Origin of the sequence: Lentzea sp., from assembly GCF_036380075.1 — a bacterium.
Lineage (GTDB): Bacteria > Actinomycetota > Actinomycetes > Mycobacteriales > Pseudonocardiaceae > Lentzea.
Genome location: NZ_DASVFL010000397.1, coordinates 1 through 20779, shown reverse-complemented (window position 1 = coordinate 20779; position 20779 = coordinate 1). Strand labels below are relative to the sequence as shown.

The 20779-nt window shown below is 69.2% G+C and carries 25 protein-coding genes and 1 tRNA gene; 12 read left to right on the top strand and 14 right to left on the bottom strand.

Annotation, left to right across the window (positions count from 1 at the left end; genetic code table 11):
- Both VF330_RS41240 and VF330_RS41235 read right to left on the bottom strand, forming a co-directional pair.
- Positions 1-349: hypothetical protein (locus tag VF330_RS41240; protein ID WP_330857202.1), on the bottom strand; the 349-nt coding region annotated here is incomplete at its 3' end.
- Positions 346-699 (bottom strand): zinc finger protein, encoded by a 354-nt coding sequence (locus VF330_RS41235; RefSeq protein WP_330857201.1) that lies wholly within the window; start codon positions 697-699, stop codon positions 346-348. The genes VF330_RS41235 and VF330_RS41240, both read right to left, overlap by 4 nt.
- 266 nt (positions 700-965) lie before the next feature.
- On the opposite strand from VF330_RS41235, the gene VF330_RS41230 reads away from it, so the two are divergent.
- Positions 966-2225, top strand: a complete 1260-nt coding sequence (locus VF330_RS41230; protein WP_330857200.1) for a helix-turn-helix transcriptional regulator — start codon at positions 966-968, stop codon at positions 2223-2225.
- 15 nt (positions 2226-2240) lie between these two features.
- Here the strand turns inward: VF330_RS41230 and VF330_RS41225 are convergent, their stop codons facing one another.
- Positions 2241-2882: an HAD family hydrolase gene (locus tag VF330_RS41225; protein ID WP_330857199.1), complete on the bottom strand. Its 642-nt coding sequence runs from the start codon at positions 2880-2882 to the stop codon at positions 2241-2243.
- A gap of 269 nt (positions 2883-3151) precedes the next feature.
- On the opposite strand from VF330_RS41225, the gene VF330_RS41220 reads away from it, so the two are divergent.
- Positions 3152-4150, top strand: coding sequence for a helix-turn-helix transcriptional regulator (locus VF330_RS41220; protein WP_330857198.1), 999 nt, complete (start codon positions 3152-3154; stop codon positions 4148-4150).
- A 51-nt stretch (positions 4151-4201) separates the two neighbouring features.
- Here the strand turns inward: VF330_RS41220 and VF330_RS41215 are convergent, their stop codons facing one another.
- The 3 genes from VF330_RS41215 to VF330_RS41205 all read right to left on the bottom strand — a co-directional run bounded on the left by VF330_RS41215 (position 4202) and on the right by VF330_RS41205 (position 5855).
- Positions 4202-5215: a tyrosine-type recombinase/integrase gene (locus tag VF330_RS41215; protein ID WP_330857197.1), complete on the bottom strand. Its 1014-nt coding sequence runs from the start codon at positions 5213-5215 to the stop codon at positions 4202-4204.
- Positions 5212-5676: a hypothetical protein gene (locus VF330_RS41210; protein WP_330857196.1), complete on the bottom strand. Its 465-nt coding sequence runs from the start codon at positions 5674-5676 to the stop codon at positions 5212-5214. Before VF330_RS41210 ends, VF330_RS41215 begins: the two co-directional genes overlap by 4 nt.
- A gap of 93 nt (positions 5677-5769) precedes the next feature.
- Positions 5770-5855 (bottom strand) — tRNA-Leu (locus tag VF330_RS41205).
- Positions 5856-5987: 132 nt separating this feature from the next.
- Here VF330_RS41205 and VF330_RS41200 point away from each other — a divergent pair.
- Positions 5988-6920, top strand: coding sequence for a squalene cyclase (locus VF330_RS41200; RefSeq protein ID WP_414675548.1), 933 nt, complete (start codon positions 5988-5990; stop codon positions 6918-6920).
- Here VF330_RS41200 and VF330_RS41195 read toward each other — a convergent pair.
- Genes VF330_RS41195 through VF330_RS41180 form a run of 4 tightly spaced genes read right to left on the bottom strand, consistent with a single transcriptional unit; the run spans position 6917 to position 10243 of the window.
- Complete coding sequence (locus VF330_RS41195; protein WP_330857195.1) at positions 6917-7522, bottom strand: response regulator transcription factor; 606 nt, start codon at positions 7520-7522, stop codon at positions 6917-6919. The two genes, VF330_RS41200 and VF330_RS41195, sit on opposite strands and share 4 nt — an antisense overlap.
- Positions 7519-8658 carry a sensor histidine kinase gene (locus tag VF330_RS41190; RefSeq protein WP_330857194.1) on the bottom strand — a complete coding sequence of 380 codons (1140 nt, stop codon included), beginning with the start codon at positions 8656-8658 and terminating at the stop codon, positions 7519-7521. Before VF330_RS41190 ends, VF330_RS41195 begins: the two co-directional genes overlap by 4 nt.
- Entirely contained in the window at positions 8655-9362 is a 708-nt protein-coding gene (locus tag VF330_RS41185) for an ABC transporter permease (RefSeq protein WP_330857193.1), read from the bottom strand. Before VF330_RS41185 ends, VF330_RS41190 begins: the two co-directional genes overlap by 4 nt.
- Positions 9359-10243, bottom strand: coding sequence for an ABC transporter ATP-binding protein (locus VF330_RS41180; protein WP_330857192.1), 885 nt, complete (start codon positions 10241-10243; stop codon positions 9359-9361). Before VF330_RS41180 ends, VF330_RS41185 begins: the two co-directional genes overlap by 4 nt.
- 158 nt (positions 10244-10401) lie before the next feature.
- Here VF330_RS41180 and VF330_RS41175 point away from each other — a divergent pair, with 158 nt between their 5' ends.
- The 8 genes from VF330_RS41175 to VF330_RS41140 all read left to right on the top strand — a co-directional run bounded on the left by VF330_RS41175 (position 10402) and on the right by VF330_RS41140 (position 17474).
- On the top strand, positions 10402-10878 hold the full coding sequence (locus VF330_RS41175) for a polyketide cyclase (RefSeq protein WP_330857191.1): 477 nt from the start codon (positions 10402-10404) through the stop codon (positions 10876-10878).
- 17 nt (positions 10879-10895) lie between these two features.
- Positions 10896-11564 (top strand): GAP family protein, encoded by a 669-nt coding sequence (locus VF330_RS41170; RefSeq protein ID WP_330857190.1) that lies wholly within the window; start codon positions 10896-10898, stop codon positions 11562-11564.
- A gap of 58 nt (positions 11565-11622) precedes the next feature.
- The gene (locus VF330_RS41165; protein ID WP_330857189.1) at positions 11623-12780 is read left to right on the top strand and encodes a helix-turn-helix domain-containing protein; all 1158 of its coding nucleotides are present in this window, start codon (positions 11623-11625) and stop codon (positions 12778-12780) included.
- 143 nt (positions 12781-12923) lie between these two features.
- The gene (locus tag VF330_RS41160) at positions 12924-13517 is read left to right on the top strand and encodes a DUF6801 domain-containing protein (RefSeq protein WP_330857188.1); all 594 of its coding nucleotides are present in this window, start codon (positions 12924-12926) and stop codon (positions 13515-13517) included.
- Between the two features lie 26 nt (positions 13518-13543).
- The gene (locus tag VF330_RS41155; protein ID WP_330857187.1) at positions 13544-14434 is read left to right on the top strand and encodes a glutaminase; all 891 of its coding nucleotides are present in this window, start codon (positions 13544-13546) and stop codon (positions 14432-14434) included.
- A 19-nt stretch (positions 14435-14453) separates the two neighbouring features.
- Positions 14454-15779 carry a M20/M25/M40 family metallo-hydrolase gene (locus VF330_RS41150; RefSeq protein ID WP_330857186.1) on the top strand — a complete coding sequence of 442 codons (1326 nt, stop codon included), beginning with the start codon at positions 14454-14456 and terminating at the stop codon, positions 15777-15779.
- 11 nt (positions 15780-15790) lie between these two features.
- The gene (locus VF330_RS41145; protein WP_330857185.1) at positions 15791-16576 is read left to right on the top strand and encodes an SDR family oxidoreductase; all 786 of its coding nucleotides are present in this window, start codon (positions 15791-15793) and stop codon (positions 16574-16576) included.
- A gap of 64 nt (positions 16577-16640) precedes the next feature.
- Positions 16641-17474: an alpha/beta hydrolase gene (locus VF330_RS41140; protein ID WP_330857184.1), complete on the top strand. Its 834-nt coding sequence runs from the start codon at positions 16641-16643 to the stop codon at positions 17472-17474.
- 54 nt (positions 17475-17528) lie between these two features.
- Here the strand turns inward: VF330_RS41140 and VF330_RS41135 are convergent, their stop codons facing one another.
- Together VF330_RS41135 and VF330_RS41130 are read right to left on the bottom strand one after the other, a co-directional pair.
- On the bottom strand, positions 17529-17981 hold the full coding sequence (locus VF330_RS41135) for a hypothetical protein (protein WP_330857183.1): 453 nt from the start codon (positions 17979-17981) through the stop codon (positions 17529-17531).
- 120 nt (positions 17982-18101) lie between these two features.
- Positions 18102-18824, bottom strand: coding sequence for a helix-turn-helix domain-containing protein (locus tag VF330_RS41130; protein ID WP_330857182.1), 723 nt, complete (start codon positions 18822-18824; stop codon positions 18102-18104).
- Positions 18825-18892: 68 nt separating this feature from the next.
- Between VF330_RS41130 and VF330_RS41125 the strand changes: the two genes are divergently transcribed.
- Positions 18893-19831, top strand: a complete 939-nt coding sequence (locus VF330_RS41125; RefSeq protein WP_330857181.1) for an aldo/keto reductase — start codon at positions 18893-18895, stop codon at positions 19829-19831.
- Here the strand turns inward: VF330_RS41125 and VF330_RS41120 are convergent.
- Positions 19824-20036 carry a DUF5703 family protein gene (locus VF330_RS41120; protein ID WP_330857180.1) on the bottom strand — a complete coding sequence of 71 codons (213 nt, stop codon included), beginning with the start codon at positions 20034-20036 and terminating at the stop codon, positions 19824-19826. The genes VF330_RS41125 and VF330_RS41120 overlap by 8 nt on opposite strands.
- Positions 20033-20689 (bottom strand): YncE family protein, encoded by a 657-nt coding sequence (locus tag VF330_RS41115; RefSeq protein WP_414675547.1) that lies wholly within the window; start codon positions 20687-20689, stop codon positions 20033-20035. The genes VF330_RS41120 and VF330_RS41115 overlap by 4 nt, the downstream gene beginning before the upstream one ends.
- Positions 20690-20779: the final 90 nt, after the last annotated feature.

Below are 20779 nucleotides of genomic sequence, written 5' to 3'. Positions count from 1 at the left end.
CGCCCAACGCGCGGTCGAGGTCGAGCCCACGCTCCGCCACGAGTTCTCGGAGGTCGGCGTCGTCGACTTGCTGAAGGAGGGCACGTGCGCGTTCAACTCGGTCGGCGGACAGCCAGAAGTGGTCCTCGGCGGGCACGACGTCCAGGTTGGTCCGCCGACCGAGCAGGCGTGCCTTGCTGAACCGCCGCAGCTGGCTCAGCAGATCAGCGTGGGTGAGGCGAGCCAGCTCTTCGAGACGGGCGACGGTGTGCTCAACGGCCACTCGCTCGAGGAATGCCACCAGGACGATGCCGCCTTTGCGGTCCCACGAGAGGCCCTTGTCCTTTGTGACCCGCTCGGTGATCTTCATCGGCGCGCTGTCTCGGGGTGTGCGCCTTGTGCTGTCAGCGTGTCGATGACCAGCGCGAGTACGTCCGTCGGGTTGTCGCCGCGGGAAGTGCTGGAGGCGTCGCCATGACGCGATGGAGGGGTCTCAGAGGCGTGGCCCTTTCGCGGCCACGGCAGGATGCCTTCGGATGCGCGCCATGCCAGGTCGCACTCCGTGCATGTCGGCCAGTAGCGGGCTTCGTCGGGCCACTTGTCCGTGCCTGCCGTTACCTCCATGCCGCACAGGGTGTGACCGGCTTCGTTGACGGCCAGTTCCTGCGGTATCGCGTGGCGTCCCTTGTCGTGTGGCTGCCATTTGTAGCTTCGAACCATGCCCGATCACTTCCCGAGAACGTCCGCGCGACCTGCGCACCTGATGTCGGCAGTGATCCACGGAAATCGACGTGACCATGGAGAACCAGGGCTGCAATCCAGCCGCGACCCCGCAGGAATCGCGCATGTGGAGCTGCTACCTGTGTAAACGCCCCGATGACCCGACCGGGTGAAAATGAAGTTCTCTTGGAGGAACGGTTGTTCGGTGCATCTCCCGAGCTAGCCTGTCCAGGCACAATGTGCCGAATTCGCGTCAGGGGAGACCGATGGCGAAGCCGAGGAAAGGGCTGGCCGCCCGCCGTAGGGCTATGGGGTGTTCACAGGAGAGGTTGGCCGAGCTCCTGCGAGTCACTCCCGGAACCATCGGTCGCTGGGAGCAGGGCAAGTCCACCCCGGAGGCCTGGCTCCAGCCGCGTCTCGCGAAGGTGCTGGCGGTATCCGTTCAGGAACTGATCGACCTCCTGAACCCGCACGTCGACGAGCATGTGACAGTGCGGTCGATCGGCAGTCGCTCAGACCAGTCTGAGCATGATCCTCACAGAGCGGTCCAGATCGGACACAGCCTCGACAGCGTGCACAGCGTCATACCGCATGTGCGGCGGGCACTCGACGCTTTTGATCTTCCTGACGACGGGCCCAGTCGTCCGCTCGGCGAGATCGCCGTAGACGTGGCCCGCGTGAACGAGCACCGCCTTGAGGCCAGGTACGGCGTACTCGCCAACGTTCTGCCGGACCTGCTCGCAGAGCTGGCGCGGGCAGCTCAAATCGCCAAGACAGGCTTCGAGGAGCAACAGGTCGCGTTGCTTCGTGCTCTGGCACTTCGTGCCGCAGACGGGATCGCCTTCAAATTCGGATACCTTGATCTCTCAGGTCGCCTTATCGATCTGATGCGGCAGTCAGCGGCTCAGGCCAACGACCCGCTGCTCGTGGCAGCGTCCGAGTACGTCCGCACCGAGACGTTCTTCGCTAACGGCGATCTCGATGCGGCCGGTAGAGCGCTCATCAAGGCTGCCGGTGGGCCGGCCTTGGTCAATCTCGACGATCAGCACGTTGCTGCCGCCTATGGATCGCTCCACATGCGAGCAGCTGTGGTGGCTGGGCGAGTCGGAGACTCTCGCGCGGCGAAGGACCATCTGCGTGAAGCCAGTGAGGCGGCCAAGAGGGCCCCTGAAGGTGTCTACCGCGGCACTGCTTTTGGCCCGCAGTCGATTCGCATCCACGAACTCGCGGTGGCTACTGAGCTACGCGATCCGATCGGCATCGAGCGGGCCGCGAAATGGCATCCGTCGGCGCAACTGCCTGCGGAGCGCCGTTCGCACTACTACATCGAGCTGGGCAGCGCTCAACACGATCTGGGTCACCACGAGGAGGCCTATGTCTGTATCGAGATGGCGCGCAACGCGGCTCCTCAACACACGCGAGAACATCCGCAGGTCAAGGACACTCTTGCTTCGCTTCTCCGGCATCGTCCTGGAAATACCAGGGTGGTCGAGCTTGCCGCCTGGGCCGGAGCCCGGGCGATCTGATGCATCGGCAGCTGCTCAGCCTGTGAGCAGTGCTGGAAGCTCGGCGAGCGAGTCGATGACCCAATCGGCGTCCCGCTTAACCAACGGGTCGTCCGCCCACAGGTGCCCCCAAGGTCCACGCCGGATCAGTGCCGTACGTAGCCCAGCGGCCTTCGCGGCAACGATGTCGTTGTCCCGATGGTCTCCCACGTACACGATCTGCTCGGCATGAACTGCAGCAGCTTCGACGACGCGCTCGAAGAACGTCTCCGAGGGCTTGGCGACTCCCCACTCACCAGACGTCGAAACGAAGTCAGCCGGCAGGGCAAGGGATCGGAGCAACTCGGCCGCGCGGGCAGTCTGGTTGCCGGCAATCCCAACCCGGAGCCCGAGACTCTGCAGCGCCGCGAGGCTCGACCGCACGTCGGGATACAGGTCCTGATCCTCAATCCGCTCACCTAGCCCGGCGTCCTCGCGCAACAGTCGCTCGTGCGCGACGTTGAACCCTGGGCGGAAGTACTGAAAGGTTTCCGCGTTGTCTCTACCGGAGACGGTCACGGCGCCAAGCACAGTCGAGAACGTGTGCCGTGGTACGCCGATCCAGTCGGCCCACGCGGCCCACTCGCGCGAATCGTCCAACAGCGTTTCGCCGACATCGAAGACGACAGCAGTGACCATGAACCCACTCTTACGCCATCGAGGCGCGTAGAGCGAGCGCTGCGTCCGGTTGAGTTGGTTGCGCGGCATACCGGATTTGCATGACCGCACTTGTATGGGCCTCGAGGCTGTTCCGACGGATGGAAGGGCGACCATCCAGACTTCGCCGTCGCGCTCCTGTGTGCCTGGCGGTGATGCAACTACCCGATCGTGCCACCCCGCGCGGCTATAACGTTTCCGCAGTTGAGCCGCGGTGGTTGCGGGATATGTGCGGGGTTGCTGCGCGATTGATGAGCTGGTCCGGGCTGCGCTGGGGCAGTTGGCTGGTTGTGCCTGGCACAACAGATCCCAGCTACAGCAAGGAATTTTCCATGCCACAGAGAAGCTCCACGGCTCGTGGCCGCGAGTTCGGCGAAGGCGTACGGGCAGCGATCAAGGCCTCCGGAATGCCCGCGCGCAGGGTTGCTGGACTCGTCGGCTGGCAGGAGGCAAAGCTGTCGGACTTCCTCAACGGCAAGATCGGCTGCACCGAGACCGAGCTGGCGCTGCTCCTGGGCCTATGCCGCACACCCATCGAGGAACGAGACCATCTTCTGGATCTCCGGCCTGCGACGCACGTCAGGGGCTGGTGGCAGAAGCACGCCGCGTGTCCACCCGTCCGCCTCCGGACTCTGGTCGAGAACGTTGCGGTGGCGAAGACGCTGACCACGTGGCATCCGCATGGGCTCCCGATCTATCTGCAGACGCAGGACTACATGCGCGCGGTGATCACGGCCTCTCCCAACCTGCGGGACGACGAGACGGATCAGCGGCTGCAGGCCGGACAGGAGCTGCAGGAGTTTCTTTTCCGCCGTGACTTGCAATGCACGTTCTACCTCCATGAGCAGGCCCTGCATCTTCCGGTGGGTGGGCATGAGGCTCATGTCGGCCAGGTGCACCACCTGTTGCTGACGGCGGTGCGCACGAACGTCGCGATCAGGATCGTGCCGACGGCGGCCGGCGCACACGCAGGCCTGTCCGGTGCGTTCACCCGGTTGACCTTCCCCACCTACGAACCGCTGGTCTTCCTGGAACTGGAAGGCTCCGTTCTCATCGAAGAGCGGAGCGAGGCGGTCAAGCGCTATCAGGAGATCGTTCGTTCACTCGCCAGCGTGAGCTTGAACGAGGAGAGGTCGAAAGCGGTGCTGCTTCGGGTGTGCGAGCAGCTGGCTGTTGGCGGTGGTTCGGAGAACGGTCATGTGCTGCCAGGAGCCTTGGCCACCGGAGTGCCGTTCCTCGGCAGTCCATAGGTCGCGAGCTGGGGTTGCCTGCTGAGCAGGCAACCCCGACTTCCGCATCGGCTACGTGGCGAGCGGGTGGTGCTCACCGGTGAGTGAGGCCAGTGCTCTCGCGACTTCCTCTACGGTGGCGCGGATGTAGGTCGTGGTGCTGCCCGCGTCAGTGTTGGTGTTGTTGTGTCCGGCGTAGGCACGGGCGACGGCATAGCCGAAATGTCGTTCGACCCAGGTCAGCGTGGTGTAGCGGAGCCAGTGCGTGCTCACGCCCTGTTTACCGGCCCAGGCGAGGTTGTCGCCGACGCGGCTCCAGAGGTAGTCGTAGCGGTGGTAGGTGATCTGGGTGCCGTTCGCGTGGCGGAGCAGGCGCCCGTTCATCGGCGAGCCGCGATGCTCGACGTGTTGGAGCAGGTGCCACATCAGGGTGGGGGAGACCGGTTGCCAGCGCGAGGTCTCGCCCTTCTCCCGCAGGTAGACGAGGCACTGCTCCTCATCGAGGTCTTTAGGCCTCAGGGCGAGCGCACCGCCGCGTCGAGCTGCGGTCTCGGTGTGGAACCGGACGATCAGCGAGTCGAGCTGCGGATCGTTGCCGGTCGTCGCGACGATGTCGTTGAGCTGGTCCATCTGCCTGCCCGACAAGGCCCGCCGGTTGCTGGGCTGGCGTCGCGGTTTGGCGACCTTGGCAGCGGGGTTGGACCGCTCGTCGATCAGCTCGTCGTTGACCGCGTGCCGGTAGAGGCAGCGCAGCGCGGCGATGAGGTGTTCGGCGGCGGAGTTGCCGTTGCGGGTGTTGCGTCGGACGGTCAGGTTGGCCTTGATGTGCTGGACGAGCCGCTGGATGTCGGTGGGGGTGCGGTCGCTGAGCGAGATGTTCGCCCACTGGTCCAGCACGCGGTTCCAGTACGGGGTGTAGGCGCGGCGGGTGCCGTCGCTGACCGCGGCGGAGACGACCGGGATGTACTCGCCGAACGTGGGTGCCGGCGGTTTGACGGAGTTGAGCAGGTCCTCGGCGGTGACACCCATGCGGTCGAGGACCAGGCGTGCGGCGTCGAGCTCAGCTTGGGTCGGTGCGCCGGTCATGCGTCCTCACCACCTGGCAGGACGCGCAGCAGGAGGTCGTCCAGTGCGACGGGTGGGAACACCGTCACGGTCTGGCGGTCGAGGTGTGTCAGGAGGAGCACCCCGTCGCCGCAGCTCACGGCCGTGGCACGGCGGGCGTCTGCTGGTAGGCGGAGGTAGCCCTGCTTGGTGGGGTGGAAGACGCCGTGCGGGTCGGCGGTGATGACCAGCAGGCCGTCGTGCTTGCGGATGTTCAGCCTCGTGCCCGCGTTCCAGTCCAGTGCGGCTGTGGTGTGTCGGTCGGCGAGGCGGCCGCGGTGGTCCACGGTGGCCATCCGGTACAGGACGTTCGTCAGCCTGGGCGGCCGGGACGCGGGGACAGCGATCAACGGCAGAGGCTGCGCAATGGCGCGGGTCAAGGCGTCGGACGCCTTTTCCGGCGTCGTGTCCGGGACGATCGGGCGGATGTAGGAAATCGTCATCGAACGCCACCCGTAGGTGGCACGGAAACGCAAAACAGGTGCTCAAGTGGACTTGAGCACCTGCCACGTAGACGTCGCAAATTTGCGACATTTTGGTGTCCGAGGGGGGACTTGAACCCCCACCCCCTTTCGGGGACTAGCACCTCAAGCTAGCGCGTCTGCCATTCCGCCACCCGGACGTATTCAGTTCTGCCTCGGCTCGCGCCGTGGTGTGTGCATAGATTACATGATCGTCGCCGCGCGCCAAAATCGGGGGCAACGAGAGGTGTTTGCGCTGGTAGGCAGGGGCGAAGGCGGGTTAGGGTCTGGCCGTGGATGAGCTGACGGTGTGGTTGCTCGACTCCGACCCGGTGCTGCGGTGGCAGGTTGAGCGGGATCTCGTGGGGGAGCCGGCTGAGGTGTGGCAGGCCACGCGGGCGCGGGTTGCCGTTGAGGGGTTCGGGGCTCGGCTGCTCGCTGAGCAGGGAGACGACGGCATGTGGGCCGGTGGTGCCTTCTTTCCCGCTGGGTTCGACGGGAAGGAGGAGGGGCAGCCGTGGACGGCCACCACGTGGTCGTTGACCTCGCTCAGGGAGTGGGGGGTTGATGCGGAGGTCCTTCACGCGCGGAAGACGGTGGAGCTGCTCGACGCCGGGTGTCGGTGGGAGTACGAGAACCTGCCCTACTGGGCTGGCGAGGTGGACTGCTGCATCAACTCCTGGACGTTGTCCAACGGGGTGTGGCTCGGGGTTGACGTCGAGTCCAACGCCCAGTGGTTCGTCGAGCACCAGCTGGAGGACGGCGGGTGGAACTGCGAGTGGGTTGAGGGGTCCACGAGGTCGTCGTTCCACTCGACGCTCAACTCGTTGAAGGGGCTGCTGGTTTACGAGCTGGCGACCGGTGGCACGGAGGCGACCAGGGCTGCCAGAGAGCGCGGGAACGAGTACCTGCTGCGGAGGGACCTCTACAAGCGGCTGTCCACTCAGGAGCCCGTGGGGGAGTGGGTCGCGAAGTTCCGGTCGCCGTTCCGGTGGGCGTACAGCGTTCTCAACGCCATGGACTACTTCCGGCTCGCGGACACGAAGGATCCGCGGATGAGGGCGGCCGTCGCGATGATCGAGGACGCGCGGCAGGACGACGGGACGTGGTTGCAGGCCGGGCGGCACCCTGGGCGGGTGTGGTTCGAGATCGACGTGCCTGCTGGGGAGCCGTCGAAGTGGCTCACGTTCTACGCCCTGCGGGTGTTGAACTGGTGGGGGAGCTAGATCCAGCCTTTGGCCCTCGCGAACCGGGCTGCCTCGTGGCGGTTCGAGGCGCCGGTTTTGCCCACGGCTGAGGAGAGGTAGTTGCGGACCGTGCCGGGGGAGAGGGAGGCGCGGCGGGCTATCTCGTCGACTGGGGCGCCTTCCAGGGCCAGTTCCAGGACGTCGGCTTCTCGTGGGGTGAGGGGGCTGTCGCCTGCGCTGATGGCTTCGGCGGCGAGGGCCGGGTCTACGTAGCGGCCGCCGGAGTGGACGGTGCGGACTACCGTCGCCAGGACGTCGGACGAGACGGTTTTGGGGAGGAAGCCCCGGACGCCTGCAGCTAGGGCTCGTTTCAGGTGGCCTGGGCGGCCGTAGCTGGTGACGATCATCGTGCCGCACGTGGGCAGATCGGCCGAGAGGGCTTGGGCGACGGACACGCCGTCCAGGTCCGGCATCTGCAGGTCGATCACGGCGACGTCGGGGCGAACTGCCCTGGCCACCGCGAGGGCTTCGGCGCCGGTCGCGGCTTGGGCGACCACTTCGAGGTCGTCCTCCAGCGACAGCAGGGCGGCCATGGCGCCTCGGATCAGGTGTTCGTCGTCGGCCAGCAGGATGCGGATCACGGGAGCTCCACGGTCAGGACGAAGCGGTTGGGAGCTTCTGGGGTGGCGGTGACGGAGCCGCCGAGGGCCGAGACGCGTTCGCGCAGGCCCGTCAGGCCGCTGCCGAAGCGGGTCTCATGCAAGTCGGCGCCGTCGTTGGACATCGTCAAGGTCTTGCCGCGCAACGTGATCGTGCACGCGCTCGCCTTGCTGTGGCGCAAGACGTTGGTCACGCCTTCACGGACGGCCCAGCCCAGGGCGCCAGCCGGTTCGCCGTCGAACGTCACGTCGCCGATCACGCGGCAGTCGATGCCCGCCGAGGCGAGCAGGGAGCGGGCGCCGGCCAGTTCCGCGGAGAGGTCGGCGGTGCGGTAGCCGCTCACGACGGCGCGGAGCTCGTCGAGGGAGTCCTGGGCTATGCGGCGGACTTCCAGCATCTCGTCGATCGCCGACGAACGGCCGCGGCGGGCCAGCTGGGCGGCGAGGTCGGCTTTCAGGGCCACGACGGAGAGGTTGCGGCCCACCACGTCGTGCAGGTCGCGGGCGAAGCGCAGGCGTTCCTCGGCCACGGCCAGGCTGGCGCGGATCTCGCGCGACTGGTCGAGCTCCCAGACCAGACCGAGCATCCACAGCGTGCTGCGGAACGCGAACGCCAGGAACACCAGCATCACCGACGACGCGATCGCGTGGCCCATCGGGGCGGTGACGAACAGGAACAGGCAGCTCAGCGGCGTCGCCAGGAGGAGCGGGCGGGTCGGGCGCAGGGCGGAGAGGGTGGTGATCGTCAGCGCCAGGAACATCACCGTCAGGCCGTCCGCCGGGCCGTCGAGCCTGCCGGGTGACGGCAGCGGGTACGCCAGCTCGGCGACGACCAGGGCGGCGACGGTGTAGCCGAGGAACGCCAGCAGCGACCGGCCGGGGAACGTGGTCCTGCCCAGGTAGTTCTCGATGCCGCGGTGGGCCAGGCGCACGCCCAGCACGACGTGCACGAGGACCGCCGCCGAGGCGATCGCCACGGCGGCGGGGCCGATGTCGCCGGCCATCCCGAGGAGCAGCAGCGGTGGCAGGAACAGGTACGCCAGGTAGAACGTGGCGCGGACGAACAGGTCGAACCGCGCCGCGTTGCCGCGGGACCGCCACCAGCCGAGCAAGATCACCTCCGGGGGTCCCAGCGGAACCAGCGTCGTACAGCGTAGGTGCCGAGGACGGTCCACACCGCCAGGACGATCACCGGGCGCAGCACCGGGCCGTCCTGCCAGCCCGCGCGCAGCAGGTCGAGCACCGGGGTGAGAGGCAGCAGGCGCAGGACCGGCTGGAGACCCTCCGGCAGCACCGACAGCGGGAACATCATCCCGGACCCCAGGATGCACGCCATGACCACCGGCAACGACGTCACCTGCGCCATCTCGACGGTCCGGGTGAAGGCCGACGACACGGCCGCCAGCAGCGCGAACACGACGATGCCACCCACGACGCCCAGCAGGATGAACCACGGCCGGGACGGCACGGACACGCCGGTGATCACGCCGACGATCGCCACGAACAACGCCATCTGCCCCAGCGCGACGGCCACGGACGGCAGGGAGGCGCCGAGGAGGATCTCCGGATCGGTCAGCTCTCCGACGCGCAGGCGCTTGAGCACGAGCTCCTCGCGCCGGGCGACGAACGTGGTGACCAGGTTGTAGTACACCGCCATCACCAGCGCGAACCCGATCAGGCCGACCACCAGCGGCGTGCCGTCGGCGTCGATCGAGACCAGCACCGGGATCAGCAACAAGGGCAGCACGAGCGAGTTGAACAGCGCGGTCTTGTTGCGCCAGAACAGCTTCAGTTCCGCCTGTCCGACAGCCACGGCCCTCATGCCGCCTCCTCCGCGATCGCGAGGAACGCCTCCTCGAGGGACGCCGACCGGGCGTCCAAACCGGACAGTGCGACGTCGTTGCGGTGCGCCCACGCCAGCAGCTCGTGCAGGGTCTGCTGGAGGTCGTTCGTGCGCACGGTCGCGCGTCCCGACACGTCCAGGTCCGCAACGACGGGCAGCGCGACCCCCGCAGGCGGCATGAACGAGATGCGGGACGGGTACGCGTCCACGACCTCGGACACCGTTCCCTGCGCGACGATCCGGCCGCGGTGCATGATCGCCAGCCGGTCGGCCAGGGCCTGTGCCTCCTCCAGGTAGTGCGTCGTCAGCAGCACCGTCACGCCTTCGAGCAGCAGCGCGCGGATCAGCTCCCACGTGTTGCGCCGGCTCTCCGGATCGAGCCCGGTGGTCGGCTCGTCGAGGAACAGCACCTCCGGCTTCCCCAGCAGCGCCAACGCCAGGTCGAGCCGCCGCCGTTCGCCGCCGGACAGCTGCTTCACCCGCACCGACGCCCGGTGCGACAGGTCGACCAGCGCCAGCGCCTCGTCCACCGGTCGCGGCGAGGTCAGCGTCCCCGCCCACATCCTCGTCGCCTCGTCGACGGTCAGGTCCGGCGGGAAACCGCCCTCCTGCAGCATCACGCCCACCCGCGGCCGCACGACGGCCCGCTCCCCGTACGGGTCGTGGCCGAGCACTCGCACGGACCCCTCCGCCGGCCGGGACAGCCCTTCCACGACCTCCACCGTCGACGTCTTCCCCGCTCCGTTCGTGCCGAGCAGGGCGAACATCTCGCCCCGCTCGACGCTGAACGACACCCCTCGCACGGCCTCGAACCCGCCGCTGTAGCGACGCGTTAGCTCGCGCACCTCGATCGCTGTCATGCCTCCACGATCTCGGCCGGAACCGCGCTCCGGCAGTGCGGCTCCACACCAGTTCCCCATGACAGATGTCATGCGCGGGGCACGCTGTCGATTCACGGGTACGCCGTTCGACGTGTGGTCGGGGCAGGTCGTCCCGCCAGGAGCACCGGAGGAAAGCCATGGACGCCGTCAGCGCGACGCTCACCGTTCCGGCCACTGTGGACGAGGTGTTCGCGGTGCTCGCGGACCCGTCCCGGCACGCCGCGATCGACGGCACCGGCTGGGTGCAGGACGTCGTCGACCGCGAGCCGCTGACGAGGACGGGTCAGGTGTTCCGGATGGCCATGCACCACTCCGGCCACCCCGACGGCGACTACCGGACCGCCAACCGCGTCGAGCTCCTCGAAGCGCCGCACGTGATCGGCTGGTCGACCGGCTACGAGACCGACGAGGGCGAACTGGTGCTCGGCGGCTGGCTGTGGCGCTACGACCTCACCGCGACCGGGCCGGGGCTGACCGAGGTCACGCACACCTACGACTGGTCCGAGGTGTCGGAGGAGCGGCGAGCCATCATCCAGTTCCCGCCCTTCGGCCCCGACCACCTCGCCAACTCGCTGGGCCACCTGCGAGACCTGGTAATCTCACAGTCGTATTAAAAAGACTTGGGGGATGCATGACACCGGGACTGGTGGCCGCGCTGGCAGGGCTGGCGCTGCTCGACTCGACGAGCGTCGGGACGCTGTTCATCCCGATCTGGCTGATGCTCACGCCGGGCAGGCTCAGGCCGGGCCGGTTCGCCGTCTACCTCGGCACGATCACGGTCTTCTACTTCGCGGTCGGCGTGCTGGTCGTGCTCGGAGCGTCGAAGCTGGCCCGCCACCTCGACAACCCGGTCGCGCACTGGATCCAGCTGGTGATCGGCGTGGCCCTGTTCGCCGTCAGCTTCCGCTTCGACAGCAAGAAGAAGCCGGACACGGGGAAGTGGCGGGACCGGATCAGCGCCAACGGGTCCGGGGCGGCGCTCGCGGGCATCGCTCTGCTGGCCGGCGTCGTGGAGCTCGCGACGATGCTGCCGTACCTCGGCGCCATCGGCCTGATGAGCGCCTCCGACCTGAACCCGGCGCAGATCGGGTTGCTTCTCGCCGGGTACTGCCTGGTGATGATCGTCCCGGCGGTGGTGCTGCTCGGCGCCCGGCTGGCGCTGCGGGACCGGCTCGACCCGTTCCTGACGAGGATCAGCGCGTGGTTCGCCGAGAAGGGCGCGAGCATGACGGGCTGGATTCTCGGCATCGCCGGGTTCCTGGTGGCACGCGATGCCGTCGCACGGCTGTTCTTCCTGTGAACCATTTGGTCCAGTTGGCTGAACGACCCGGTTTCGTTTTCCTTCTACACTCGCCAGGATGACTCAGCCGGACGATCCGCGCAGATCCGTCCCGCACGAGCTGGCGCCGCTGCTCCGACTGGAGGTCGCGCCCGTTTCGGTGCGCATTTTCGAAGCCATCGAGAAAGCCATTCCGGAATACAGCGAGTTCCGCGAGAACGTCGTCGACGGCATTCGACAGGCGTTGGTGAAGTTCGTCGACATGATCGCGGCACCGGAGACCGAACCCGACCCGCACGACGACATCCACCGCAAGCTCGGAGCCTGGGAGTTCAAGTCCGGCCGCAGCCTCGACAGCCTCCAGGCGGCCTACCGGATCGGCGCACGGGTCGCGTGGCGGCACATCTGCGCGTTCGCCGAGCAACGGGAGCTGTCGCTGCGGCTGATGTCGGTGCTCGGCGAGGCGATGATCGCGCACGTCGACGAGCTGGTCAGCCTGTCGGTCGAGGGGTACGCGGCCGCGCAGGCCAGTGCGGCGGGGACGCTCGAACGCAAGCGGCGCAAGCTGATGGAACTGCTGGTCGGCGACCCGGCGAGCAACTGGCAGACGGTGCTGGACGCGGCACGGGCGGCGGCGTGGCCCGTGCCCGACCGGCTCGTCGCGGTCGCGCTCGAACCGTCGGCCGCTCCCGCGGACGACCTGCCGGCGGACGTGCTGGTGAACTTCGAGGACGCCACGCCGTACCTGCTCGTGCCGAACCCCGTCGCCGTCTCGCGGTGGCTGCGCAGGGCCCTGCCCGGCTGGCGAGCGGCGGTCGGGCTGCCCGTGGCGCCCGCCGAGGCCCGCACGTCCCTGGCGTGCGCCCGGCGCGTCCTGGCGCTGAGCAGGGAGAAGGTCCTGCCGGACCGGCCCGTCCTGGACAGCGCGGACCACCTCGTCGAACTGACCGTGCTCGCGGACGAGTTCCTGGCACGGCAGCTCGCCGGGCGGGCGCTCGCACCGCTCGCACCGCTGACCGACCGGCAGCGCACGAAGCTCGCCGAGACATTGCTCGTGTGGCTGTCGGCACGCGGCGGCGCGCCCGAGGTCGCCGCCCGGCTGCAGGTGCACCCGCAGACCGTGCGCTATCGCGTGAACCAGTTGGAGGAACTGTTCGGCGACCGAATGCACGACGCCGAGGAGCGCTTCACCCTCGAACTCGCGCTGCGCGCCCACTATTTGTTGCAGCCGAACTGACAAATCGCCGGAACTCATTTCGCACGCGGATGACAAAAGCGGGTTTTCACTTGCCTCCCGGAATGCGGGGTGGTTACTTTACTGGCGAGTAAAGCAACACCGCCTTCTTGCAGTTCAATGTCGTACTCAGGAGGTCCCTGCACATGAAGACCGGACTTTTCGCGCGGGTCGCCGCCGTCGTTCTGGTTGCCGGAGCGTTGAGCGTGACGACGGCCGGTGTCAGCTCCGCCGCGGTAGCCACGCTGAGCATCACCTACTCGTGCCAGTTCTCGATCGCCGGCACGCACGACATGCCGACCGTGGTCACCTCGCCCAACGCGACGGACTCGGCGACCGTCGGCGTGCCGACCGCGCCGGCCTCGACGACGGTCACCACGACGGTGTCCGACGACGTCCGCAACACGCTGTGGTGGATCGGCGGCCGGTCCGTCGACGGAACGCTGACCACGCCCGTCACCGTCACCAACGGCGCCTCCGTGCAGAACCTCACGGCGACGCTGACGATCCCGAACACCGCGGTGCCGTCCTCGGGCTCGTTCCAGGTCGTCGCCAACGGCTCGTTCCCGGCGCTGACGCTGCCCAACGCGGGCACGGCGTCGATCAGCCTCGGCAACGCGTCGCTGGCACTGACGCCGCGCTACGCCAACGGCGAGCCGACGTGGATCGGTGTCGTCAACGTGCCCTGCACCGTGAAGCCCGGCCAGGTCACCAAGTTCCACGAGTTCCCGGTGGTCTGACACCCGTCCCGTGATGGGATGACGGCATGGAGCTTCAGCAGCTGGTGGACCGCATCGCGACCGAGGTCACGCCAGGGGGCGCCGTCGCCGACTACATCCCGGCGCTCGCCAGGATCGACCCGCACGCCTTCGGCCTCGCCGTCGCGACACTCGACGGCGAGGTCTTCGGCGCGGGGCACCACGAGACGCCGTTCTCGATCCAGAGCATCTCCAAGGTGTTCACGCTCGCTCTGGCCCTCGCCGAGAACGACGACGTGTGGACGCGCGTCGGTCGCGAACCCTCCGGCTCGCCGTTCAACTCCCTCGTCCAGCTGGAGACCGAGCAGGGCGTCCCGCGCAACCCGTTCATCAACGCCGGCGCGCTCGTCGTCACCGACCACCTCGGCCACGGCGCCTCCGACCGCCTCCTCGCGTTCCTGCGGCAGGAGAGCGGGAACGCCGCGATCGGCGTCGACCCCGAGGTCGCCGAGTCCGAGCTCGAGCACTCCGACCGCAACCGCGCCCTCGCGCACTTCATGGGCTCCTACGGCAACATGCGCAACCCGGTCGAGGTAGTGGTGCGGGAGTACGTGCGGCAGTGTTCCATCGCGATGAGCTGCCGCGACCTCGCCCGAGCCACCCTCTTCCTCGCCCGCCACGGCGTCCGCAACGACGGCACCCGGCTGCTGGACGTCAGCGGCGCCAAGCGGGTCAACGCCGTCATGCTCACGTGCGGCACCTACGACGCCGCCGGCCAGTTCGCCTACCGCGTCGGCCTGCCCGGCAAGAGCGGGGTCGGCGGCGGGATCATCGCGGTCGTCCCCGGCCGGTGCGCGATCTGCGTCTGGAGCCCGGCGCTGGACGCGCGGGGAAACTCCGTCGCCGGTGTCGACGCACTGGACCGTTTCACCACGTCCACGGGCTGGTCGGTGTTCTGACTGGTGGTAGGAAGTACCGGTGAGCACATCGGGGAACGCACTGGCACTGGCCGAGGACGAGGCCGTCACGCTCGTCAGCGAGCTGATCAGGATCGACACCACCAACACGGGTGACCCCGCGACGGTCGTGGGGGAGCGCGAGGCCGCCGAGTGGGTGGCGGAGAAGCTCTCCGAGGTCGGCTACGAGACCACCTACGTCGAGTCGGGCGCGAAGGGCCGCGGCAACGTCGTCGCCCGCCTGGCCGGGGCCGACCCGAGCCGGGGCGCGCTGCTGGTCCACGGCCACCTCGACGTCGTGCCCGCCGACGCCTCGGAGTGGTCGGTGCACCCGTTCTCCGGCGCCGTGCAGGACGGCTACGTGTGGGGACGCGGCGCCGTCGACATGAAGGACATGGTCGGCATGACGCTGGCCCTCGCGCGGCACTTCAAGCGCGAGAACGTCGTGCCGCCGCGCGACATCGTCTTCGCGTTCCTCGCCGACGAGGAGGCCGGCGGCCTCTACGGCGCGAAGTGGCTGGTCGAGAACCGGCCCGAGCTCTTCGAGGGCGTCACCGAGGCGATCAGCGAGGTCGGCGGCTTCTCGATCACGCTGAAGGACGACGTCCGCGCGTACCTCGTCGAGACCGCCGAGAAGGGCATCCGCTGGCTCAAGCTGCGGGTCAAGGGCACCGCGGGCCACGGCAGCATGATCCACCGCGACAACGCCGTGGCGAAGCTCGCCGCCGCCGTCACCAAGCTCGACCGGCACCAGTGGCCGTTGATCATCCGGCCGTCCGTGCGGGAGTTCCTCGACGGCGTCACCGAGATCACCGGCCTCGAGTTCCCCGACGACGACGTCGAGGGCTCGATCGGCAAGCTCGGCGCGCTGTCGCGGATGATCGGCGCGACCCTGCGCGACACGGCGAACCCGACGATGCTGTCCGCGGGCTACAAGGCGAACGTCATCCCGTCGACCGCCGAGGCCACTGTGGACTGCCGCATCCTGCCGGGCCGCGAGGAGGCGTTCGACCGCGAGCTCGCCGAGCTCCTCGGACCGGACGTGGAACGCGAGTGGGTCGGCCTGCCGCCGGTGGAGACGACGTTCGACGGCGCCCTGGTCGACGCGATGACGGCGTCGATCACCGCGGAGGACCCCGGCGCCCGCGTGCTGCCGTACATGCTCTCCGGCGGCACCGACGCGAAGTCGTTCCAGCAGCTCGGCATCCGCAACTTCGGCTTCGCACCGCTGAAGCTGCCCGCCGACCTCGACTTCTCGGGCCTGTTCCACGGCGTGGACGAGCGCGTGCCGGTCGACGCCCTCAAGTTCGGAGTGCGCGTGCTGGACCGCTTCCTGCGCAACAGCTGAGGGAGGATGCCGTGTCCACTGTGGATCTGAGCGGCCGGGTGGCGCTCGTGACGGGCGGCGCGGGCGGCATCGGCTCGGCCGCCGCGCGCCGGCTCGCGAAGCTGGGGGCACGGGTCGCGGTGCTCGACCTCGACGCCGCCGGCGCCCGGCGGGTCGCCTCCGCGGTGGACGGCATCGCCATCGGCGCCGACGTCACCGACCCGGCGACGATGCCCGCCGCCGTGGAGCAGGTCGAGGAGGAGCTCGGACGGCTCGACGTCGTGCTGCTCAACGCCGGGATCGGCGGGGGACAGGCCGGGATCGACGACGCGCTGGACGTCGGCCGCTACCGCAGGCTGGTCGGCGTCAACGTCGACCACGTCGTGTACGGGGTCTGCGCGGCGGTTCCCGCGTTGCGGCGGCAGGGCGGCGGCAAGGTCGTGGTCACGGCGTCGCTGGCCGGGCTCACGGCCATGCCGTCGGACCCGCTGTACACGCTCACCAAGCACGCGGTGGTCGGGTACGCGCGGGCGGCGGGGAAGGCGTTGGCGGACGACGGGATCGTGGTCTCCGCGCTGTGCCCCGGGTTCGTGGACACGTTGCTGCTCGGGGCGGCGAAGGAGGAGTTCGACGCCGTCGCGTTCCCGTTGCTGACGCCCTCCGACGTCGCGGACGCGCTCCAGACCGTGCTGGCCGAGGGCGGACCGGGGGAGGCCTGGATCGTCCAGCCCGGCGGGCAGGCCTCGGCCTACCGGTTCCGCGGTGTGCCCGGTGCCGGCGGGCAGCTGCCACCGGATGTCGTGCTCGGCCACGTCTGACCCGTGTCCTTTCACCGTGTCGTCTCGTTAGGACGAACAGACGACACGGTGAAAGGAACTGCGCATGGTGCTGCTGGAGGACGGGACCGAGCTCAACGTGGTGCGCGCGGGCAACCCCGACGCTCCGGTCACGGTCGTGCTGGCACACGGCTACGCGCTCGACCACCGCAGCTGGCACAAGGTGGCGGCGAGCCTGAGTCCTGAGTTCCAGGTCATCTCCTACGACCACCGCGGGCACGGCGCGTCCTCGGCCGCCACGAAGGAGACCGCGACGATCGACCAGCTCGGCGACGACCTGGGGGAGCTGATCGAACGGGCGGTGCCGGACGGGCACGTCGTGATCGCCGGGCACTCGATGGGCGGCATGGCGGCGCTGGCGATGGCCGAGCGGCGGCCGCGGCTGTTCCAGCAGCGGGTGCTGGGCAACGTGTTCGTGTCCACCGCCGCCAGCGGCATGTCGGAGACGGCGCTGGCGTGGCCGAAGGCGCTGGGGAAGCTCGTGCGGGAGCTGGAGCGGGCGTTCGGGCCGATCGTGCGGGCGGTGCGGGAGAAGATTGAGCCGACCAAGACCGCCGGGCTGCGGTGGTGGCTGTTCGGGGACGAGCCCGCCGACGCCGACGTCGAGCTCACCGCGGACATGGTGTGGGGGCACTGGCCGGAGACGATCGCGTTGTTCCGGCCCGCGGTGGACCGCTACGACCGGGAGGCCGGGCTGATGGTGGCCAAGGAGAAGGCCGTCGTCGCGGTGGTGGGGGACGAGGACCGGCTCGTGCCGGAGAGCGACGCGGTGAAGTTCGGCGGCACCTCGGTGGTCCTGCCGGACGCCGGGCACATGCTGCCGCTGGAACGGCCGGCGGAGCTCGCGAACCTGATCCGGGAGCTGGCGGCCAAGGCGTAGGGACGAGTCGGGTCGCTCACGGGAGCGACCCGACGCCGTGGACGCGGGGGAGTGTCAGACGTTCGAACGGCGTCTGCCCGGCGGCCGGCCGAACAGGCGGACGTGCTCGTCGACCAGCCAGTCCTTCAGCGGCGCCCACTCGGGGTGGTGGTTGAGCACCAGCAGGCGGTGCATCCACCAGTTCGGGTCGTCGTGGCGGGGGAACGCGGCGAGCCAGGCGGCCCGCTGGTCCGCGTCGAGACCCCACAGGTGGGCGAGCTGGCCCTGGGCGTCCGTGTCAAGCCGGGCGGTGACCCGGCCGTCCTCGGTGTCCCATTCCGCGCGCAGCTCGCGCAGCACGGCGATCGCGCGTTCGTCGCCCTCGTCGGCGGTGACCACCACGGTGTGCAGGCCCTGCGACGCGGCTTCCGTCAGCAGGGCGCGGGTTGACTCTTCGTCGTGCGGCAGTGCGCTGTGAGCGACCCCGACTTCGTGCGGCACGAGCTCCATGACCCAGAATCTGATCATATGGGCCAACCACTTCGGTGCATTTTATTTCTTCAGTGTTGAGTGAAGAGACGACTTTCGTCGCCTGGCCGGCGGGGTCGGCGGAGGAGTGCTCTGCGCGATCCGCCTATCTCTATAGCGTCAGTGTTGACTGAAATAAGCCACAACCTTGTGGTCGCCCTCGCCGGACAGGTACAGCGACTCAAAAGCCAGGAAGTGCGGACCCCAGCGTTCGGTTCCGGTGGACGGTGGTAGGGACGCGGCGGTGTTGTAGCGGTCGGTGAACGCGGCGCCCGCCGTGATGGAGAGCTCGAACGCCAGCGCGGCCGCCATGCGGTCGCCCAGGTCGGCGGCCGCACGCAGCCCGGCGGCGCGGGACGACGCGATCCCGTCCCAGTCGGGGTAGTGGGCCGCGCCCTCGGGGCTGAAGGCGAAGCGGACGAGGTTCGGCTCGCCGTTCAGGCCGGAGATCTCGCGGAACCGCGCGGTGCTCGCGAGCACGTCGCCGGCGGGGGAGAGGACGCACGCGGCGGTGGGGGCGAGGGCGTCGAGCAGCGCCAGGACGGTGGGGCGCAGGCGTGGTGGCGGGGGAGGGGCGCAGGTGCTGCCGGCCTTGACCAGCCGGTACACGTGGACGCGTTCGTCGGCCGTCAGGCCGAGGGCGGCGGCCAGGGACATGAGGACCTGGGCGGACGGGGAGCGGTCGGTGCCGCGTTCCAGGCGGGTCAGGTACTCGACGCTGATGCCGGCGCGGTCGGCGAGCTCGCCGCGGCGCAGTCCGGGGGTCCTGCGGCGGTGGGTGTCCGGCGGGGTGGTCGCTTCGCGGCGGGCGCGCAGGAAGCGGCCCAGGGCGTTGTCGGTCACGGGCCGGACTGTAGAGGGGCCCTGAGCGGGTCTCCCCGGCTCTCCAGCGGGGCGTGATGCTGTGGATCATGCGATACCGACTGTTCGGCCGGACCGGTCTGCGCGTCTCGGAGTTGTTGCTGGGCACCATGACGCTGCGCTCGGAGGACGACGCGCGGCGGGTGGTCGGCGCCTACGCCGAGCTGGGCGGGAACTTCCTGGACACGGCGTCGGCGTACGGGGAGAGCGAGGAGGTCCTCGGCGCGGTGCTGACGCGGCGGGACCGGTTCGTGGTGGCGACGAAGTACGCGTTGTCGCGGGACGTGCGGGACCCGAACGCGGGCGGGAGTCATCGGAAGAACCTGGTGCTGTCGCTGGAACGGTCGTTGCGGCGGCTGCGGACCGACTACGTGGACGTGTTGTGGGTGCACCTGTGGGACCGGCACACGCCGGCGGAGGAGACGATGCGCGCGCTCGACGACGTGGTGCGGGCGGGGAAAGTGCTTTACGTCGGGGTGTCGGACGCGCCGGCGTGGTTCGTGGTGCGGGCGAACACCCTGGCGGAGTGGCGGGACTGGACGCCGTTCGCGGGGGTGCAGGTGCCGTACAGCCTGCTGGAGCGCGACGTGGAACGGGAGCTGCTGCCGATGGCGTCGGCGCTGGGGCTGACGGTGGCGGCGTGGGCGCCGCTGGCCGCGGGGAGGCTCTCGGGTGGCACGCGGCGGTCCGGGGAGCTGAGCGAGGGGGAGGAGCGCGCGGCGTCGGCCGTGCGGGCGGTCGCGGGGGAGCTGGGGGCGACGCCGGCTCGGGTGGCGTTGGCGTGGGTGCGCGCGAAGGGGGCGTTGCCGCTGGTAGGGGCGCGGACGCCGGAGCAGGTCGTGGACTGCGCGGGGGACGTGGTGCTGCCGCCGGAAGCGGTCGCGCGCCTGGAGGCGGCGGCCCCGCACGTGCGGGGCTTTCCGGCGGACTTCCTCGCGGAGTGCGAGGCGAGCCCTGTCGCGTTCGGCGAGGGCGTGGTGGTCAGGTGATGAGGCCCGGCACCAGGTCGGGCTGGCGCTTGCGGCGCAGCCAGACCTTGCGGGAGCCGTCGCCGTAGAGCAGCGTGCGGGACAGCTCCCAGCCCGCGAACTCGGCGTGGATGGCCAGCTGCGTGGTCGCGGTGCGGCGGGAGATGCCGGGCGGCAGCCGCAGCGGCCGGTACTCCCAGTCCCCGTCGATCACCCCTTCGCTCATGGTGAGATCACCTGTATCCCTCCGTTGTCTCCGGACGTGACCGTGACACGTCCGGTCTCCTGGTCGACGCTGACGGTGTTGGGTTGGCGCACGGTGGGGAACCGGTACTTCTCGGCCGGTTCGCCGCCGGCGACGTTCAGTCCGACGACCTCGTTGCGCTCGGTGAGCGTGATCCACGCGATGTCGCGCTTGGCGTCGTAGGCGATGCCGTAGGGGGTGCCGGGCACGGGGTAGCGCTGGCGCATGATCAGCGGGTTGACCGAGAAGGCGAGGAACTCGCCGCCGCGGGTGTCGACGACGAGGAGCCGTCCGTAGCGGTCGGGGACGGCGTTGGTGGCGCCGTCGCCCGCGCGCAGGCCGGTGCCCCTGGTCTCGGCGCCCTTGTCGTCCTTGGTCATCTCGAAGACGGCGCTGCGGAGCCGGTCGAGCTCGACGTCGCGGCCGTTGACCTGGAACTTCAGCGTGGTGTCGCCCTCGGTGAACGTGCCGCCGGGCGTCACTTCGCCGGGTGGGGTGGCGTTCTGGGCGGGGGAGCGGGCCGGCTTGGCGGCTTCGAGGGTCTCCGCGACCTGCAGCGGGTCCTGGGAGGTCTCGCTCTGTCCGCACGCTGCCAGGGCGGCGGTGGTCAAGAGCAGAGCGGCGAGCCGGCGCAAGATCGGGTCCTCCTGTGGAACGGAACTGAACTTCCAGCATCCACCACGTTCGGTCGGAGGTCACGCAAGGGGTGGGGTGAAACTCATCGG

Excerpts from the sequence above, each read along its gene's own strand:
- VF330_RS41235 (WP_330857201.1), bottom strand. The coding sequence starts at position 699 with ATGGTTCGAAGCTACAAATGGCAGCCACACGACAAGGGACGCCACGCG.
- VF330_RS41230 (WP_330857200.1), top strand. The coding sequence starts at position 966 with ATGGCGAAGCCGAGGAAAGGGCTGGCCGCCCGCCGTAGGGCTATGGGG.
- VF330_RS41225 (WP_330857199.1), bottom strand. The coding sequence starts at position 2,882 with ATGGTCACTGCTGTCGTCTTCGATGTCGGCGAAACGCTGTTGGACGAT.
- VF330_RS41220 (WP_330857198.1), top strand. The coding sequence starts at position 3,152 with ATGAGCTGGTCCGGGCTGCGCTGGGGCAGTTGGCTGGTTGTGCCTGGC.
- VF330_RS41215 (WP_330857197.1), bottom strand. The coding sequence starts at position 5,215 with ATGACCGGCGCACCGACCCAAGCTGAGCTCGACGCCGCACGCCTGGTC.
- VF330_RS41210 (WP_330857196.1), bottom strand. The coding sequence starts at position 5,676 with ATGACGATTTCCTACATCCGCCCGATCGTCCCGGACACGACGCCGGAA.
- VF330_RS41185 (WP_330857193.1), bottom strand. The coding sequence starts at position 9,362 with ATGAGGGCCGTGGCTGTCGGACAGGCGGAACTGAAGCTGTTCTGGCGC.
- VF330_RS41180 (WP_330857192.1), bottom strand. The coding sequence starts at position 10,243 with ATGACAGCGATCGAGGTGCGCGAGCTAACGCGTCGCTACAGCGGCGGG.
- VF330_RS41175 (WP_330857191.1), top strand. The coding sequence starts at position 10,402 with ATGGACGCCGTCAGCGCGACGCTCACCGTTCCGGCCACTGTGGACGAG.
- VF330_RS41170 (WP_330857190.1), top strand. The coding sequence starts at position 10,896 with ATGACACCGGGACTGGTGGCCGCGCTGGCAGGGCTGGCGCTGCTCGAC.
- VF330_RS41165 (WP_330857189.1), top strand. The coding sequence starts at position 11,623 with ATGACTCAGCCGGACGATCCGCGCAGATCCGTCCCGCACGAGCTGGCG.
- VF330_RS41160 (WP_330857188.1), top strand. The coding sequence starts at position 12,924 with ATGAAGACCGGACTTTTCGCGCGGGTCGCCGCCGTCGTTCTGGTTGCC.
- VF330_RS41155 (WP_330857187.1), top strand. The coding sequence starts at position 13,544 with ATGGAGCTTCAGCAGCTGGTGGACCGCATCGCGACCGAGGTCACGCCA.
- VF330_RS41140 (WP_330857184.1), top strand. The coding sequence starts at position 16,641 with ATGGTGCTGCTGGAGGACGGGACCGAGCTCAACGTGGTGCGCGCGGGC.
- VF330_RS41135 (WP_330857183.1), bottom strand. The coding sequence starts at position 17,981 with ATGATCAGATTCTGGGTCATGGAGCTCGTGCCGCACGAAGTCGGGGTC.
- VF330_RS41125 (WP_330857181.1), top strand. The coding sequence starts at position 18,893 with ATGCGATACCGACTGTTCGGCCGGACCGGTCTGCGCGTCTCGGAGTTG.
- VF330_RS41120 (WP_330857180.1), bottom strand. The coding sequence starts at position 20,036 with ATGAGCGAAGGGGTGATCGACGGGGACTGGGAGTACCGGCCGCTGCGG.